Source organism: Pseudomonas sp. NBRC 111119 (assembly GCF_001320125.1).
In the GTDB taxonomy this organism is placed as follows: Bacteria; Pseudomonadota; Gammaproteobacteria; order Pseudomonadales; family Pseudomonadaceae; genus Aquipseudomonas; species Aquipseudomonas parafulva.
This window is the reverse complement of sequence record NZ_BCAV01000030.1, coordinates 43,822-59,942: the sequence shown is the minus strand read 5'-3', so window position 1 is coordinate 59,942 and position 16,121 is coordinate 43,822. Positions and strand designations below refer to the sequence as shown.

The window sequence follows — 16,121 nt, the reverse complement described above, 5'->3', positions numbered from 1 at the left end:
GGCCGACAACGAAAGCGATAACACTGCCTCACCAGCGAAAGGACACTTCATGCAAGACCAGAACAGGCCCGAGCAGTTACAGCGCGGGCTGAAGAACCGCCATATCCAGCTGATCGCACTGGGCGGTGCCATTGGCACCGGGTTGTTCCTGGGCATCGCCCAGACCATCCAGCTGGCCGGCCCCTCCGTGCTGCTGGGCTATGCCATCGCCGGCCTGATGGCCTTCCTGATCATGCGCCAGCTGGGTGAAATGGTGGTGGAGGAGCCGGTAGCCGGCAGCTTCAGCCATTTTGCCCACCGCTACTGGAGCGAGTTCGCAGGGTTTGTTTCAGGCTGGAACTACTGGGTGGTCTACGTGCTGGTGGGCATGGCAGAGCTGACCGCTGTGGGCATTTACGTGCAGTACTGGTGGCCGGGCTTCCCCACCTGGGCGACGGCGGCGATCTTCTTCGTGGTGATCAACCTGATCAACCTCACCCAGGTGAAGGTGTATGGCGAAATGGAGTTCTGGTTCGCCCTGATCAAGGTCGTGGCCATCCTCAGCATGATCGGCTTTGGCGCCTGGCTGTTGGCCAGCGGCACGGGCGGCCCGGATGCCAGTGTCGCCAACCTGTGGCAGTACGGCGGGTTCTTCCCCAATGGCGTCACCGGGCTGGTCATGGCCCTGGCTGTGATCATGTTCTCGTTCGGTGGCCTGGAGCTGGTGGGCATCACCGCTGCAGAAGCCGACAACCCACGCCAAAGCATCCCCAAGGCCACCAACCAGGTGGTGTATCGCATTCTGATCTTCTACATCGGTGCGCTGGCCGTGCTGCTGTCGCTGTACCCGTGGCAGAAGGTGGTGCAGGGCGGGAGCCCATTCGTGATGATCTTCCACAATGCCAACAGCGATGTGGTGGCCACCATCCTCAACGTCGTGGTGCTCACGGCAGCCCTGTCGGTCTACAACAGCTGCGTGTATGCCAACAGCCGCATGCTGTTCGGCCTAGCCAGCCAGGGTGATGCGCCGCGCCAGTTGCTCAAGGTCAGCCGCAGTGGCGTACCGCTTACAGCCCTGGGTGTGTCGGCACTGGCTACGGGCTTGTGTGTGGTGATCAACTACCTGATGCCGGGTGAAGCCTTTGGTTTGCTGATGGCCCTGGCGGTGTCGGCGCTGGTGATCAACTGGGCGAGCATCAGCATTACCCACCTGAAGTTCCGCAAGGCCAAGCTCGCAGCAGGGGTGACGCCGTTCTACAAGAGCCTGTGGCACCCGCTGAGCAATTACCTGTGCCTGGCGTTCATCGTGTTGATCTTGGTGGTGATGTACCTGACCCCGCCGATTCGCATCTCGGTGATGCTGATCCCGGCCTGGATTGCTGCGTTGTGGGTGGCGTTCAGGCTGAAAAAGGCTCGCCAGGCTAGCTAGGCAGGCCTGGCCTCATCGCGGGTAAGCCCGCGAAAAGCGCGTCGCCTGCCGCTAATGCTGGCGGCGCCAGGCTCGCACGGTGGTGTACAGCAGCACCAGCGCTAGCACTGGCAGCACGTAGAGCAGCATCAGGCGTTCCAGGCGGCCAGCCAGTGGCATGCCCATGGTGAATGCTGCAACGTGTAGCCCATATGCCAGGTACAGGCACAGAAACACAAGCCCTTCGGCGCGGGTGATGCGGTAGCCCGAATAGAACACGGGCAGGCTCAGCACCGCCACGCCAAGCATCACAGGCAGGTCGAAATCCAGTGCGTTGGGCGATATCGACAGTGGCTCGGGTGTGACCAGGGCCGTGAGCCCCAGTACGCCGAGCAGGTTGAACAGGTTGCTGCCGATCACCGTGCCCACGGCAATTTCACGCTCGCCGCGCAGGGCGGCGATCAGCGCCGCCGCCAGTTCGGGCAAGGAGGTGCAGATGGCCACCACGGTCAGGCCGATCACTCGCTCCGACAGCCCCAGGTCGGTGGCCACTTCTACCACGGCGTCCAGCAACAGGTGGCCGGCAAGGGTCAACAAGCCTAGGCCGATCAGCACCTGCAGGGCCGTGCCCGCCCAGAAACGGCCGGCGCTGGAGGTAGCCGTGCGCGGGGCCGGGTACGTGCGTGCGTAGTGGCGCGACTGATGCCATAGCATCGCCAGGTAACCCACTAGCCCAAGCAGCAGCAATGCCCCTTCCAGCCTCCCCAGGTAGCCGTTGGCGGCCAAGCCGTATACCAGCAGGCTTGCCACGATCATCAACGGGATGTCCAGGCGTACCAGCTGGCGCGATACCCGCAGCGGAATAATCAGCGCGGCCAAGCCGAGGATGGCCAGTACGTTGAAGATGTTGCTGCCGATCACGCTGCCTACGGCAACGTCCGGTGCGCCCTGGTAGGCGGCCTGCAGGCTGACGGTGAGCTGGGGTGCCGTGCTGCCGAAGGCCACCAGGCTCAGGCCGATGATCAGCGGGCGAACATGCAGCCTTTGCGCCAGGCGCAGCGACGCACGCACCAGCAATTCGGCGCCGCCGACCAGCAGCAGCAGGGCGATGCCCAACTGCAGAAGGCTGAAGGTGGGAAGGGTGGCCAGGTCGAAGATGATAGGGCTCCAGTCGCGTCAGTCACTAAGCCCTTGTACCCGCACGCGCGCTGTTCCGCTACGCAGCATGCCGATTTTTTCTGCGGCGGCGCGTGACAGGTCGATCAGGCGGTTGCGGGCATGTGGGCCGCGGTCGTTGATGCGCACCACCACGCTGCGCTGGTTGGCCAGGTTGGTCACCAGTACGCGGCTGCCGAATGGCAAGGTGCGGTGGGCGGCGGTGAGGCTGTGCTGGTTGAAGGGCTCGCCGCTGGCTGTGCGTTTGCCGTGGTGGCGTGAGCCGTAATACGAGGCGGTGCCGGTCTTGTCATAACCGCGTGGGTCGATGTCATGGCTGGCGCAGCCTGCCAGAAGGGCGAAGAGGGCGAAGGTGCCCAGGGATCGTTTCAGCAAGTGGGGCACTCCAGTGTGGCCACATCGCGGGTAAACCGCGCCCACAGCGTATTGAATGGGGCCGCTGTGAGCGCGGGTCATGCCGCGAACGAGGGCCGGGCCCTCGCAGGTCTACATGGGTAAAACAGTCAGCCTTCGAGCTTGGCCTTGAGCAGTTGGTTCACCTGCCCGGGGTTGGCCTTGCCTTTGGAGGCTTTCATCGCCTGGCCGACGAAGAAGCCGAACATCTTGCCGCGCTTGGCCTCGTCGGCTGCCCGGTACTGCTCGACCTGTTCGGCGTTGGCCGCCAGCACTTCGTCGAGCATCTGCTCGATGGCGCCGCTGTCGGTCACCTGTTTCAGGCCGCGGCTTTCGATGATGCTGTCGGCATCCCCTTCACCGGCAGCCATGGCTTCGAATACCGTCTTGGCGATCTTGCCGCTGATGGTGTTGTCGCGGATGCGCAGCAACATGCCACCCAGGTGCGCAGCGCTGACCGGGGCCTGGTCGATTTCGATGCCCAGCTTGTTCAGCAGGCTGCCCAGCTCGACCATGACCCAGTTGGCCGCAAGCTTCGCATCGCCACCGATCTTGACCACTTCCTCGAAGTAGTCGGCCTGCTCACGGCTGGAGGCCAGCACGTTGGCATCATAGGCCGACAGGCCGTACTGGCTCTGGAAACGCTCGACTTTCTGCGGCGGCAGTTCCGGCAGGCCGGCACGCACGGTTGCCAGGAAGCTGTCTTCGATCACCACTGGCAGCAGGTCTGGGTCGGGGAAGTAACGATAGTCGTTGGCTTCCTCCTTGCTGCGCATGGAACGGGTTTCGTCTTTGTTCGGGTCGTACAGGCGGGTTTCCTGCACCACCTTGCCGCCGTCTTCGATCAGGTCGATCTGGCGCTGGATCTCGCTGTTGATCGCGCGCTCGATGAAGCGGAACGAGTTGACGTTCTTGATCTCGCAGCGGGTGCCGAACTCGGTCTGGCCCTTGGGGCGGATCGACACGTTGCAGTCGCAGCGCAGCGAGCCTTCGGCCATGTTGCCGTCACAGATGCCCAGGTAGCGCACCAGGGCGTGGATGGCCTTGACGTACGCCACGGCCTCCTTGGCGCTGCGCATGTCTGGCTCGGAAACGATCTCCAGCAAGGGTGTGCCGGCGCGGTTCAAGTCGATGCCGGTGGAGCCGCTGAAGTCTTCGTGCAGGCTCTTGCCGGCGTCTTCCTCCAGGTGCGCACGGGTGATCCCGATGCGCTTGAGGGTGCCGTCTTCAAGGGCGATGTCCAGGTGACCCTTGCCGACGATTGGCAGGTCCATCTGGCTGATCTGGTAGCCCTTGGGCAGGTCGGGGTAAAAGTAGTTCTTGCGGGCAAACACGTTGCGCTTGCCGATTTCAGCATCGATGGCCAGGCCGAACATGCACGCCATGCGCACGGCTTCCTGGTTGAGTACCGGCAGTACGCCGGGCATGCCCAGGTCGACCAGGCTGGCCTGTGTGTTCGGTTCCGAGCCAAACGTCGTGGCGCTGCCGGAAAAGATCTTCGACTGGGTGGCGAGCTGAGTGTGGATTTCCAGCCCGATCACAACTTCCCATTGCATGTGTGAATTCCTCAGAAGCCGTTAGGGGCGCGGGTGTGCCAGTCGGTCACCTGCTGGTAGCGGTGCGCGACATTGAGCAGGCGGCCTTCCTGGAAGTACGGTGCCAGCAGCTGTACACCGACCGGCAAGCCATCGACGAAGCCGGCCGGCATCGACAGGCCAGGCAGCCCGGCGAGGTTGGCGGTGATGGTGTACACGTCCTCGAGGTAGGCGGCGACCGGGTCGCTGCTCTTGGCGCCCAGCTTCCAGGCCGGGTTCGGCGTGGTTGGGCCGAGGATCAGGTCGACATCGTTGAAGGCGGCCATGAAGTCGTTCTTGATCAGGCGGCGGATCTGCTGCGCCTTGACGTAGTAGGCATCGTAGTAGCCGGCCGACAGGGCGTAGGTGCCGACCATGATGCGGCGCTGCACTTCGGCGCCGAAGCCCTCGCCACGGGAGCGCTTGTACAGGTCGGTGAGGTCTTTCGGGGCATCGCAGCGGTAGCCGAAGCGCACGCCGTCGAAACGCGACAGGTTCGAAGAGGCTTCGGCCGGCGCGATCACGTAGTACGCCGGGATGGCATGCTGCATGTTCGGCAGGCTGATTTCCTTCACCACCGCGCCCAGCTGTTCCAGTTCCTTGACGCTGGCCTGGACCAGGTCGGCGATACGCGGGTCGAGGCCCGCGCCGAAGTACTCCTTGGGCAGGCCGATGCGCAGGCCCTGCAGGGGCGCATTGAGGTTGGCGCTGTAGTCCGGCACCGGTTCATCGATGCTGGTGGAGTCTTTGGCATCGAACCCGGCCATGCCTTGCAGCAGCAGGGCGCAGTCTTCGGCGGTACGGGCCAGCGGGCCGCCCTGGTCGAGGCTGGAGGCGTAGGCGATCATGCCCCAGCGCGAGACGCGACCGTAGGTCGGTTTGAGGCCGGTCAGGTTGGTCAGCGCGGCAGGCTGGCGGATCGAGCCGCCGGTGTCGGTACCGGTGGTCACCGGCAGCAGGCGGGCCGCTACGGCAGCGGCCGAACCGCCAGAAGAGCCGCCTGGCACGTGGTCGAGGTTCCAGGGGTTTTTCACCGCGCCATAGTGGCTGGATTCGTTGGCCGAACCCATGGCGAACTCGTCCATGTTGGTTTTGCCCAGGGTGACCATGCCGGCTTCGGCCAGCTTGGCTACCACGGTGGCGTCGTAAGGCGCCTTGAAATTGTCGAGCATCTTCGACGCGCAGCTGGTGCGCACGCCCAGGGTACAGAACAGGTCCTTGTGGGCAATGGGCGCACCCAGCAGCACGCCGGTGTCACCGGCAGCGCGGCGGGCGTCGGCGGCACGTGCCTGGCTGATGGCCAGGTCGTCGGTGACGCTGATGAAGCTGTTGAGTTGCGGGTCGATCTGCTTGATGCGGGCCAGCAGGGCGCCGGTCAGCTCTTCGGAAGAAAACGACTTGTCGGCGAGCCCGCGGGCGATCTCGGCCAGGGTCAATTGATGCATGGCAGGCGCTATCCCTTACTCGATGACTTTGGGAACCAGGTACAGACCGCTTTCGGTCTTCGGTGCGATGGCCTGGTAGGCCTCGCGCTGGTTGTGCTCGGTGACCTGGTCGGGGCGCAGCCGCTGGCTGGCCTCCAGGGGGTGAGCCAGGGGCTCGATGCCAGTGGTATCGACCGCTTGCATCTGGTCGACCAGCCCGAGGATGCTGTTCAGGGCGTCGGTAATGCGTGGCAGTTCGCCATCATTCAGCCCCAGTCGGGCCAGATGGGCGATCTTTTCCACGTCGCAGCGTTCAAGCGCCATGGTGATCTCCAAGGGAAACAAAGAACGGAATTAGTGTCCGCGGTGAGGAACATGTCAGCTTTTTGGCGGTCCAACGGCCGCGATCATCGGCTGGCATGCTCGGAAAAACAGCCAATTTAACATATTGGCTCCTTGCCCAAAATCCCTGCCATTGTTAGAGTTTGCCGCACTTTTTTACCCACGCTTTCCCCAGGGTCACTTTCCCATGTTCAAGAAACTGCGTGGCATGTTTTCCAGCGATCTGTCCATCGACCTGGGTACTGCCAACACCCTTATTTACGTGCGTGAGCGCGGTATCGTCCTGAATGAGCCCTCGGTTGTTGCCATCCGTACCCATGGCAATCAGAAAAGCGTCGTCGCCGTCGGTACCGAAGCCAAGCGCATGCTGGGCCGTACGCCTGGCAACATTGCTGCCATTCGTCCGATGAAGGACGGCGTGATCGCCGACTTCAGCGTTTGCGAAAAAATGTTGCAATATTTTATCAACAAGGTTCACGAGAACAGCTTTCTGCAGCCCAGCCCCCGTGTGCTGATCTGTGTACCGTGCAAGTCCACCCAGGTTGAACGCCGCGCCATCCGCGAGTCGGCCCTGGGTGCAGGTGCCCGTGAAGTGTTCCTGATCGAAGAGCCCATGGCCGCTGCCATCGGTGCTGGCCTGCCGGTTGAAGAAGCCCGCGGCTCGATGGTGGTGGATATCGGTGGTGGTACCACCGAAATCGCGCTCATCTCACTGAACGGCGTGGTCTACGCAGAATCTGTCCGCGTGGGCGGCGACCGTTTCGATGAAGCCATCGTCACTTACGTACGCCGCAACTACGGCAGCCTGATCGGTGAATCCACCGCCGAGCGCATCAAGCAGGAAATCGGCACTGCCTACCCAGGTGGCGAAGTGCGTGAAGTCGATGTGCGCGGCCGCAACCTGGCCGAAGGCGTACCACGCGCGTTCACCCTCAATTCCAACGAGGTGCTCGAAGCCCTTCAGGAATCGCTGGCCACCATCGTTCAGGCGGTCAAGAGCGCCCTGGAACAGTCCCCGCCAGAGCTGGCCTCGGACATTGCCGAGCGTGGCTTGGTGCTGACCGGTGGTGGTGCGCTGTTGCGTGATCTGGACAAGCTGCTGGCCCAGGAAACCGGCCTGCCGGTGATCGTTGCCGAAGACCCGCTGACCTGTGTTGCCCGTGGCGGCGGTCGCGCCCTGGAAATGATGGACAAGCACGCGATGGACCTGCTCTCCAGCGAGTGATCCCCTCGCTGTTCACGAGCCCCGGTTTACAGGCAGTGCGCACAGTGCTACCTGTATGTGCTGGGCTGGCGCCCGCCCGGGCGCCTTATCCGTCAACCCGCAACCAGGCTGGTGCGTTGTCCCATGTCCAATGACCTCCTGAGTCGTCCACGAGGAACGGCCCATTAAACCGCTTTTCTCCAAGGGCCCTTCGCTGGGCGTGCGCCTGCTTGTTCTGGTAGTGATGTCGGTCGCGTTGATGGTTGTCGACGCGCGTTTCGACCTGCTTAAACCTGTGCGCAGCCAGATGGGCCTGGTGCTCATGGAATCCTACTGGATCACCGACCTGCCGCAGCGTGCCTGGCAAGGGGTGGCGGGGCAGTTCGGCAGCCGCAACGAGCTGATTGCCGAAAACGAGAAACTCAAGACCGAAGCCCTGCTGCTGCAGGGGCGCCTGCAGAAGCTGGCAGCCCTCACCGAGCAGAACGTGCGCCTGCGCGAGTTGCTCAACTCATCGGCACTGGTTAATGAAAAGGTTGAGGTGGCCGAACTGATCGGTGTCGACCCCAACCCGTTCACCCACCGTATCCTGATCAACAAGGGTGAGCGTGACGGCGTATTCCTGGGCCAGCCGGTACTCGATGCGCGTGGCCTGATGGGCCAGGTGGTCGAGTTGATGCCCTACACCTCACGGGTGCTGCTGCTCACTGATACCACCCACAGCATTCCGGTACAGGTCAACCGTAACGGCCTGCGCGCCATTGCCAGCGGTACCGGCAACCCCGAACGGCTGGAGCTGCGTCACGTGGCCGATACGGCAGACATCAAGGAAGGGGACTTGCTGGTCAGCTCCGGCATGGGCCAGCGTTTCCCGGCAGGCTACCCCGTTGCCACGGTCAACGAAGTGATCCACGACTCCGGCCAGCCGTTTGCCATCGTGCGCGCCATCCCCACTGCCGCGCTGAACCGCAGCCGCTACATGTTGCTGGTGTTCAGTGATCGCCGCACCCCGGAAGAGCGGGCCACCGATGCCGCCATCGCCCAGGAAGAGGCCGACCGCAAGGGGGCGCCGGCAGCCGGGCAGGGCACAGCCGCACCCGAGCAGGCTGCGCCGGCAGCGACCACGCCCGCCACACCGGCTGGCACCACGCCAGCCAAGCCCGCCACACCCGCAGCGCAACCTGCCACACCGGCAGCGGCCCCGGCGGCAACCGCTCAACCCAGGAGGCCGTGATGGCAGCGTCGCGCCGCAACAATGGCTGGTTCATCTGGCTGACCTTCGCCATCGGCCTGCTGCTCAGCGTGTCGCCCATGCCTCAGTTCATGGAAGTGTTCCGTCCCATGTGGCTGGCCTTGCTGGTGTCGTTCTGGACCCTCGCCGTGCCGCACAAAGTCGGCATGACCACGGCATTCGTGCTTGGCCTGGCCGAGGATGTGCTCTACGGCACCCTGCTTGGGCAAAACGCGCTTATTCTCACCCTGATCACCTTCCTCGTGCTGTCACTGCAACAGCGCTTGCGCATGTTCCCCATGTGGCAGCAGAGCCTGGTGATCCTGGTGGTGTTCGGTATCGCCCAGCTGGTTCAGCTGTGGCTCAGCGCGCTCACCGGTAACCGCCTGCCGACCCTGGCACTGGTCTGGTCGGCTGTGATCAGTGCACTGCTCTGGCCATGGATAAGCTTTGCCTTGCGCGACGTACGCCGACGCCTGCACATCAATTGACGGCCACGGTGCCACTGACAGGGAGATGTCCGATGACCCCGCTTTACCTGGCTTCTGGCTCACCCCGTCGGCGCGAACTGTTGGCTCAGATCGGCGTCGACTTTTCCGTTATCAGTGCCTCTGTCGACGAAACCCCGCTGCCGGATGAAGGCGTCTCCGAGTACGCCCTGCGCCTTGCCCGTGCGAAGGCGGCTGCCGGCCTGGCCGGGCTCAACGGCCCCGGTGTGGTGCTGGGTGCCGATACCGTGGTGTCGATTGGCGGCCAGATCCTTGGCAAGCCCCGTGACCGGGAACACGCGCTGGCCATGCTCGCGCAGCTGTCAGATGACCATCATCAGGTGATCACCGCCGTGGCCGTGACCGACGGCGCTCGCTGCCTGGACGTGTGCGTGGGTACCCATGTCTATTTCCGTGCCATCAGCCCAGAAGAAGCGCAGCGCTACTGGGCCACCGGTGAGCCCCATGACAAAGCCGGCGGCTACGCCATCCAGGGCCTGGGCGCAGTTTTTGTCAGGGAACTGATGGGCAGTTACTCGACCGTGGTCGGCCTGCCCCTGTTCGAAACTGCGCGCCTGCTGGATGCGTTTTCCATCGCGTGCTGGCAGCAACACGGCGTATCAGCGCCGCGCTAGCCAGCCACCCCACTGCGATCCATCATTACCGAACATCCTTGACGAGAACGTGCCATGAGTGAAGAGATCCTGATCAACATCACCCCGATGGAGTCACGCGTGGCGGTGGTGGAAAACGGGGTACTGCAGGAGGTGCACGTCGAGCGCACCCAGCGCCGTGGCATCGTCGGCAACATCTACAAGGGCAAGGTAGTACGGGTATTGCCGGGCATGCAGGCGGCTTTTGTCGATATAGGGCTGGAGCGGGCGGCGTTCATTCACGCATCGGAAATTTCCCAGCGCGAAGGCTCTGCGGTGGAAAACATCACGGCCCTTGTCCATGAAGGCCAGGCCTTGGTGGTTCAGGTCACCAAGGACCCGATCGGCACCAAGGGCGCGCGCCTGACCACCCAGCTTTCGATCCCCTCGCGCTACCTGGTGTACATGCCGCGCAGCAGCCATGTGGGCATTTCCCTGAAGATCGAGGACGAAGCCGAGCGCGAGCGCCTCAAGCGTGTGGTCAGTGACTGCATGGACAGCGAAAACATCAAGGACGCCGGTGGGTTCATCCTACGCACCGCCGCCGAAGGTGCCCGGGCCGAGGAAATCCTGCAGGACATCCGCTACCTGCGCAGGCTGTGGGAGCAAATCGGCGCGCAGATCAAAAGCTGCGGCGCCCCCATGGTCATCTACGAAGATCTGGGGTTGGCCCTGCGTACCCTGCGTGACCTGGTAAACCCCAAGATCGAGAAGATCCGCATCGATTCCCGGGAAACCTTCCAGAAAACCACGCAGTTCGTCGAAGAGCTGATGCCGGAGATCGCCGACCGCCTCGAACACTACCCGGGCGAGCGGCCGATTTTCGACCTGTATGGCGTGGAGGACGAAATCCAGCGTGCCCTGGAGCGCAAGGTGCCGTTGAAGTCTGGTGGCTACCTGGTGGTCGACCCGGCCGAAGCCATGACCACCATCGATGTGAACACCGGTGCCTTTGTCGGCCACCGCAACCTTGAAGAAACCATCTTCAAGACCAACCTGGAAGCCGCTACCGCCATCGCCCGGCAACTGCGCCTGCGCAACATCGGTGGCATCATCATCATCGACTTCATCGACATGGAAGATGAAGAGCACCAGCGCCAGGTGCTGCGCACCCTGGAAAAACAGCTGGAGCGTGACCACGCCAAGACCAACATCATCGGCATCACCGAACTGGGGCTGGTGCAGATGACCCGCAAGCGGACCCGCGAAAGCCTGGAGCAGGTGCTGTGTGAGCCGTGCCAGGCGTGCCAGGGCCGCGGCAAACTGAAAACCCCTGAAACCATCTGTTACGAAATCTTCCGTGAGATTCTGCGCGAGGCTCGCGCCTATCAGGCCGAGGGCTACCGCGTGCTGGCCAACCAGAAGGTGGTGGACCGTCTGCTGGATGAGGAATCCGGCAACGTCGCTGAACTGGAGGCCTTCATCGGTCGAACCATTCGCTTTCAGGTCGAGTCGATGTATTCGCAGGAGCAGTATGACGTGGTGCTGCTCTGAGGCCGCCTGACGCCCGCCGTGGCCTGGCAAAACCCATTCCACGGGCCATGCTGCATAGACGACCTGGAGGGCCTTGGCCATGGCGCGTGTAAGCCGCGTTCTTGTCGTCCTGACCCGCTGGGGGCTGGGCGTGTGCGCCCTGCTGGTGGTATTGCTGGCGCTGTACGCCAGCCTGGGGCGCGAACTGGTGCCCCTGGTGGCCGAGTACCGCGCCGACGTGCAGCGTAAAGCGGCCGAGGCGCTCGGGGTACCCGTGCACATCGGGGCCTTGGAGGGCCATTGGAGCAGGCTGGCCCCGGTGTTCAAAGTACGCGACCTGCAATTGGGCGAGGGCGCCACGGCCCTGCGCCTGGACGACGTTCGGGTCGTGCCGGATATCTGGGGCAGCCTGCTGGCCCGTGAAGTCAGGCTGTCACGCATTCAGCTCAGCGGCCTGCAACTGATTGCCCGTGAGGACGAGCAGGGCGGCTGGCAACTTGAGGGCCTGCCCAAGCAGGACGACGCGCCACTGGACCCGGCAAAACTGTTGCAGCGCCTTGGCCAGCTGGGGCGCCTTGATATCTTCGATAGCCAGGTGACCTTGCAGGCCTGGCAGCGCGACCCGCTGACCCTCACTTATATGAGTGCAGGTTTGCGTGCCGGCAGTGCTCGCCAGGTGCTGGAACTGCGGGCCACCCTGCCCGATGGGCAACCCATGGCACTGAACCTGCGCAGCCGCGCCTCCGCCGACGCCTGGCGCGATGCCCAGGTGCAAACCTACCTGAGCCTGCCGCAAAGCGACTGGGCGCGCTGGTTACCGCCCCGCCTGCTGGGCCAATGGCATGCCGACACGTTGCAGGCCGGTGGTGAGTTCTGGATAGACTGGCGCGACAGGGAGCTGCAGCAGGCAACAGTGCGGCTCAACGCGCCGCAATTGCAGGGCGCGCTCGAGGGCCGCAAGCCGGCGAAAGTGAACAACCTCGCCTTCAATGCCTGGTTCCAGCGCCAGGGCGACGGTTTTGATGTGGTGGTCGACTCGCTGGCCATGGACCTTGCCAAGCAACGCTGGGAGTCGCACCTGCAACTGCAGCAACGTGCAGGTCAAGCCCCGGCCGATGAAACCTGGCACCTGCAGGCAGACCGCCTCGACCTCACGCCCCTGACCCCGCTGATCCACGCGCTGGCGCCGTTGCCCTCACAGGCGATGGCCGTGGTTGATGGGTTGCAGGTGACCGGTGCGCTGCGCAATGTGCGCATGCAGGCAAAACCCAAGGCTGAAGGTGATCAGCGCCTGCAATTCGAAGCCAACCTGGAAAAGGTCGGCTTCAACGCCTACCACAACGCGCCTGCCGCCGGTAACGTCAGCGGCAGCATCAGTGGCGACCTGGGCCACGGCGAGCTGCGCCTGGACACCGACGCGTTCATGCTGCACTTGTACCCTATCTTCGCCAAGCCCTGGCACTACCAGAAGGCCAACGCGCGCCTCACCTGGGCCCTCGACAAGCAGGGGTTCACCCTCGTTGCCCCTTATCTCAAGGTGGTGGGCGATGAGGGCAAGATTGCCGGTGATTTCCTCATCCGCCTGTGGTTCGAAAAAGGCCGCGAGGATTACATGGACCTGCGTGTCGGCCTGACCGACGGCGACGGCCGCTACACTGCGAAATACTTGCCCGAGGTGCTGAGCCCGGCCCTCGACCAGTGGCTGCGCAGCGCCATCGTCAAGGGGGCAGTGGACGAAGGCTACTTCCAGTACCAGGGTTCGCTCAACCACGGTGCCGTGCCTGAGGCGCGCAGCATCAGCCTGTTCTTCAAGGTGCATGACGCTGCCCTGGACTTCCAGCCTGGCTGGCCACAGGTGCAGCAGGTGGCTGGTGATGTGTTCATCGAAGACAGCGGGGTGCGCATCCGGGCGCGGCAAGGCCTGTTGCTCAATACCAAGGTCAGCGACGTCAAGGTCGATATCCCCCACGTTGCAGAGGGCCGGGACAGCCACCTGTATCTGGACGGCAACTTCGATGGTCGCCTGGCCGACGGCCTCAGCATCCTCAAGGAAGCCCCCATCGGCACCAGCGACATCTTTGCCGGCTGGGACGGCGAGGGCCCGCTCAAGGGCAAGGTCAAGCTCGACATCCCCCTGGCGCATGGGCAGCGGCCAAACGTGCAGGTGGACTTCGCCACGCGCGATGCCCGGCTGAAGGTTGCGCCACCGACGTTGGAACTGAGCCGGCTCAAGGGTGATTTCAGCTTCGACTACGACAAGGGCCTGAGCGGCAAGGGCATCACCTTGCAGGCCTTCGGCAAGCCGGTGACGGCGCAAATTGCCGCAGAAGGCCAGCCGGGGCAGATGCAGACGCGCATCAGCGCTAGCGGCCAGGTGTCGCTCAAGACGTTGACCCAATGGCTGCAGTTCGATCAGGCCCTGCCGGCATCCGGCGACCTGCCATACGACCTGCAGTTGAGCCTGGGCAGCCGGGAAAACCTGCTCACCGTCAATTCCACCCTCAAAGGGCTGTCAATCGACTTGCCTGCACCTTTCGGTAAAGCCGCAGGTGATAGCCGCGCCAGCCGCTTCAGCCTGACCCTACAGGGCCCGCAGCGGCGTATCGATGCCGCCTACACCGACCTTGCCCAGCTGGCCTACACCGCGCCAGCCGACAAGCTGACCCAAGGCGGCGGTGAATTGCTGCTTGGCCCGGGCCAGCCTCAGCCTCCCGCAGGCCAGGGGCTGCGGGTGCGGGGCCGGCTGGAGGCCCTCGACCTGGCGCCCTGGCAGGCGCAGGCCGAAAAGCTGGGTGGCAGCGACCCTGGTGGCAGTGCCAAGCAACTGCTGCAGAGCGTGGACCTGACCATTGGCCAGCTCAAGGCGTTTGGCACGCAGCTTAACCAGGCCGTGGTGCGCCTGGCCCGCAGTGGCCCGGCCTGGGCGCTGCGCCTGGACAGCCGCGAAGTGATTGGGGACGCCCGCCTGCCTGACGCCAAGGGCGCGCCCATGACGGTGCACCTGCAAACGCTTCGCCTGCCGGCCAGCGATGCCGGGCAGGCCCAGGCCGAAGAGGGTGCCGACCCGCTGGCGTCATTCGACCCGCGCAAAGTGCCACCGCTGGACCTGCGCATCGATAAGCTGTACCGCGGGGATGAACTGTACGGCAGCGCCGCCATCAAGCTGCGGCCAACCACGCGCGGCGTCGCTGCCAGCGACCTGGACCTGGACCTCAAGGGCCTGCGCATCAATGGCGGCGGCGGCTGGGAGGGTGGCGTCGGCAGCGCCAGTAGCTGGTACAAGGGGCGGTTGCAGGGCAAGAACCTGGCCGATGTGCTCACTGCCTGGGGCTTTGCCCCGACCGTGAGCAGCCGCGATTTCCGCCTGGATGTGGACGGCCGTTGGCCGGGATCGCCGGCTGCGATCAGCCTCAAGCGCTTCTCGGGGAGCCTGGACGCAGCGCTGCGGTCCGGCCAGTTCGTCGAAGTGGACGGTGGTGCCCAGGCATTGCGGGTGTTCGGCCTGCTCAACTTCAACTCCATTGGGCGGCGTCTGCGCCTGGACTTCTCTGACCTGTTCGACAAGGGCCTGGCCTACGACCGGCTAAAAGGCTTGCTGGTGGCGAGCAACGGCGTATACGTGACGCGTACGCCGATCTCGGTCACCGGGCCTTCAAGCGATTTCGAGCTCGATGGCACGCTGGACATGGTGCGCGACACGGTCGCGGCGAACCTGCAGGTTAGCCTCCCGGTCACCAACAACCTGCCACTGGCGGCGCTGATCGTGGGTGCCCCGGCAGTGGGGGGCGCGCTGTTCCTAGTCGATCGGCTGATTGGTGACCGCGTCTCACGCATCGCCAGTGTGCACTACCGGGTAGAAGGCCCGTGGAAAGAGCCTAGAATCACCTTTGTGAAACCTTTCGAGAAGTCCCGCTAGGAGTGCCCATGAAGGCTGCGGTCATCCAGATGGTCAGCCAGGACGGCGTACTGGAAAACCTGGCGCGTGCCAGTGCCCTGCTGGAGCAGGCAGCAGCAGGCGGCGCACGCTTGGCCGTGCTGCCGGAAAACTTCGCCGCCATGGGCCGCAAGGACGCCGCCGCCATTGGTCGCGCCGAAGCGCTGGGGCAGGGGCCGATACTGCCATGGTTGAAACGCGTCGCCCGCGACCTCAGGTTATGGGTAGTGGCAGGTACATTGCCATTGCCGCCTGCAGGTCAGCCGAATGCCAAGGCGCATGCCTGCTCGCTGCTCATCGATGAGCACGGCGAGCAGGTGGCACGTTACGACAAGCTGCACCTGTTCGACGTGGATGTGGCCGATAACCGTGGCCGCTACCGCGAGTCTGATGACTACGCCCACGGCGCGCAGGTGGTGGTGGCAGATACGCCGGCAGGGCGTGTGGGGTTGAGCGTGTGCTACGACCTGCGCTTCCCCGAGCTGTACAGCGAATTGCGGGCGGCGGGTGCCGAACTGATTACAGCACCTGCCGCCTTCACTGCTGTGACGGGCGCGGCACACTGGGACGTGCTGGTGCGTGCCCGGGCCATCGAAACCCAGTGCTATGTACTGGCGGCGGCGCAGGGCGGTACACACCCTGGCGAGCGCCACACTTACGGCCATGCAGCGATCGTGGACCCGTGGGGGCGGGTCGTTGCACAACAGGCGCAAGGCGAAGCGGTACTGCTTGCCGAGCGCGACAGCCAACAACAGGCGTCCATCCGGGCGCGCATGCCGGTGATCGAACACCGGCGCTTTTTTTCGCAGGGCGCGTTGCGGCCTGCGCACACCTCGGAGTGA

Annotated in this window: 13 protein-coding genes; 8 read left to right on the top strand and 5 right to left on the bottom strand. The window is 64.0% G+C overall.

What is annotated here, in order from left to right:
- The first annotated feature begins 49 nt into the window (after window positions 1-49).
- The gene (locus tag APH25_RS13130; protein WP_060482233.1) at window positions 50-1,408 is read left to right on the top strand and encodes an amino acid permease; all 1,359 of its coding nucleotides are present in this window, start codon (window positions 50-52) and stop codon (window positions 1,406-1,408) included.
- A 51-nt stretch (window positions 1,409-1,459) separates the two neighbouring features.
- Here APH25_RS13130 and APH25_RS13125 read toward each other — a convergent pair whose 3' ends face one another.
- From APH25_RS13125 to gatC, 5 genes are all read right to left on the bottom strand, one after another.
- Complete coding sequence (locus tag APH25_RS13125; protein ID WP_060482232.1) at window positions 1,460-2,503, bottom strand: calcium/sodium antiporter; 1,044 nt, start codon at window positions 2,501-2,503, stop codon at window positions 1,460-1,462.
- Window positions 2,504-2,563: 60 nt separating this feature from the next.
- Window positions 2,564-2,938, bottom strand: coding sequence for a septal ring lytic transglycosylase RlpA family protein (locus tag APH25_RS13120; protein ID WP_060482231.1), 375 nt, complete (start codon window positions 2,936-2,938; stop codon window positions 2,564-2,566).
- Between the two features lie 128 nt (window positions 2,939-3,066).
- Window positions 3,067-4,512 (bottom strand): Asp-tRNA(Asn)/Glu-tRNA(Gln) amidotransferase subunit GatB, encoded by a 1,446-nt coding sequence (gene gatB, locus APH25_RS13115; protein ID WP_060482230.1) that lies wholly within the window; start codon window positions 4,510-4,512, stop codon window positions 3,067-3,069.
- 11 nt (window positions 4,513-4,523) lie between these two features.
- A complete protein-coding gene (gene gatA / locus APH25_RS13110) occupies window positions 4,524-5,975 on the bottom strand; it encodes an Asp-tRNA(Asn)/Glu-tRNA(Gln) amidotransferase subunit GatA (RefSeq protein WP_028631549.1) in 1,452 nt (483 codons plus the stop codon).
- Window positions 5,976-5,990: 15 nt separating this feature from the next.
- The gene (gene gatC / locus APH25_RS13105; protein WP_028631548.1) at window positions 5,991-6,278 is read right to left on the bottom strand and encodes an Asp-tRNA(Asn)/Glu-tRNA(Gln) amidotransferase subunit GatC; all 288 of its coding nucleotides are present in this window, start codon (window positions 6,276-6,278) and stop codon (window positions 5,991-5,993) included.
- A gap of 205 nt (window positions 6,279-6,483) precedes the next feature.
- On the opposite strand from gatC, the gene mreB reads away from it, so the two are divergent.
- The 7 genes from mreB to APH25_RS13070 all read left to right on the top strand — a co-directional run bounded on the left by mreB (window position 6,484) and on the right by APH25_RS13070 (window position 16,121).
- A complete protein-coding gene (gene mreB / locus APH25_RS13100) occupies window positions 6,484-7,521 on the top strand; it encodes a rod shape-determining protein MreB (RefSeq protein WP_003255163.1) in 1,038 nt (345 codons plus the stop codon).
- Window positions 7,522-7,744: 223 nt separating this feature from the next.
- The gene (mreC, locus tag APH25_RS13095; protein ID WP_060482229.1) at window positions 7,745-8,734 is read left to right on the top strand and encodes a rod shape-determining protein MreC; all 990 of its coding nucleotides are present in this window, start codon (window positions 7,745-7,747) and stop codon (window positions 8,732-8,734) included.
- Window positions 8,734-9,222: a rod shape-determining protein MreD gene (gene mreD, locus APH25_RS13090; protein WP_028631546.1), complete on the top strand. Its 489-nt coding sequence runs from the start codon at window positions 8,734-8,736 to the stop codon at window positions 9,220-9,222. Before mreC ends, mreD begins: the two co-directional genes overlap by 1 nt.
- 32 nt (window positions 9,223-9,254) lie before the next feature.
- Window positions 9,255-9,854: a nucleoside triphosphate pyrophosphatase gene (locus APH25_RS13085; protein WP_060482228.1), complete on the top strand. Its 600-nt coding sequence runs from the start codon at window positions 9,255-9,257 to the stop codon at window positions 9,852-9,854.
- Between the two features lie 54 nt (window positions 9,855-9,908).
- On the top strand, window positions 9,909-11,366 hold the full coding sequence (rng, locus tag APH25_RS13080) for a ribonuclease G (RefSeq protein WP_028631544.1): 1,458 nt from the start codon (window positions 9,909-9,911) through the stop codon (window positions 11,364-11,366).
- A 79-nt stretch (window positions 11,367-11,445) separates the two neighbouring features.
- Window positions 11,446-15,261 carry a YhdP family protein gene (locus tag APH25_RS13075; protein WP_060482227.1) on the top strand — a complete coding sequence of 1,272 codons (3,816 nt, stop codon included), beginning with the start codon at window positions 11,446-11,448 and terminating at the stop codon, window positions 15,259-15,261.
- Between the two features lie 8 nt (window positions 15,262-15,269).
- On the top strand, window positions 15,270-16,121 hold the full coding sequence (locus APH25_RS13070) for a carbon-nitrogen hydrolase family protein (protein ID WP_060482226.1): 852 nt from the start codon (window positions 15,270-15,272) through the stop codon (window positions 16,119-16,121).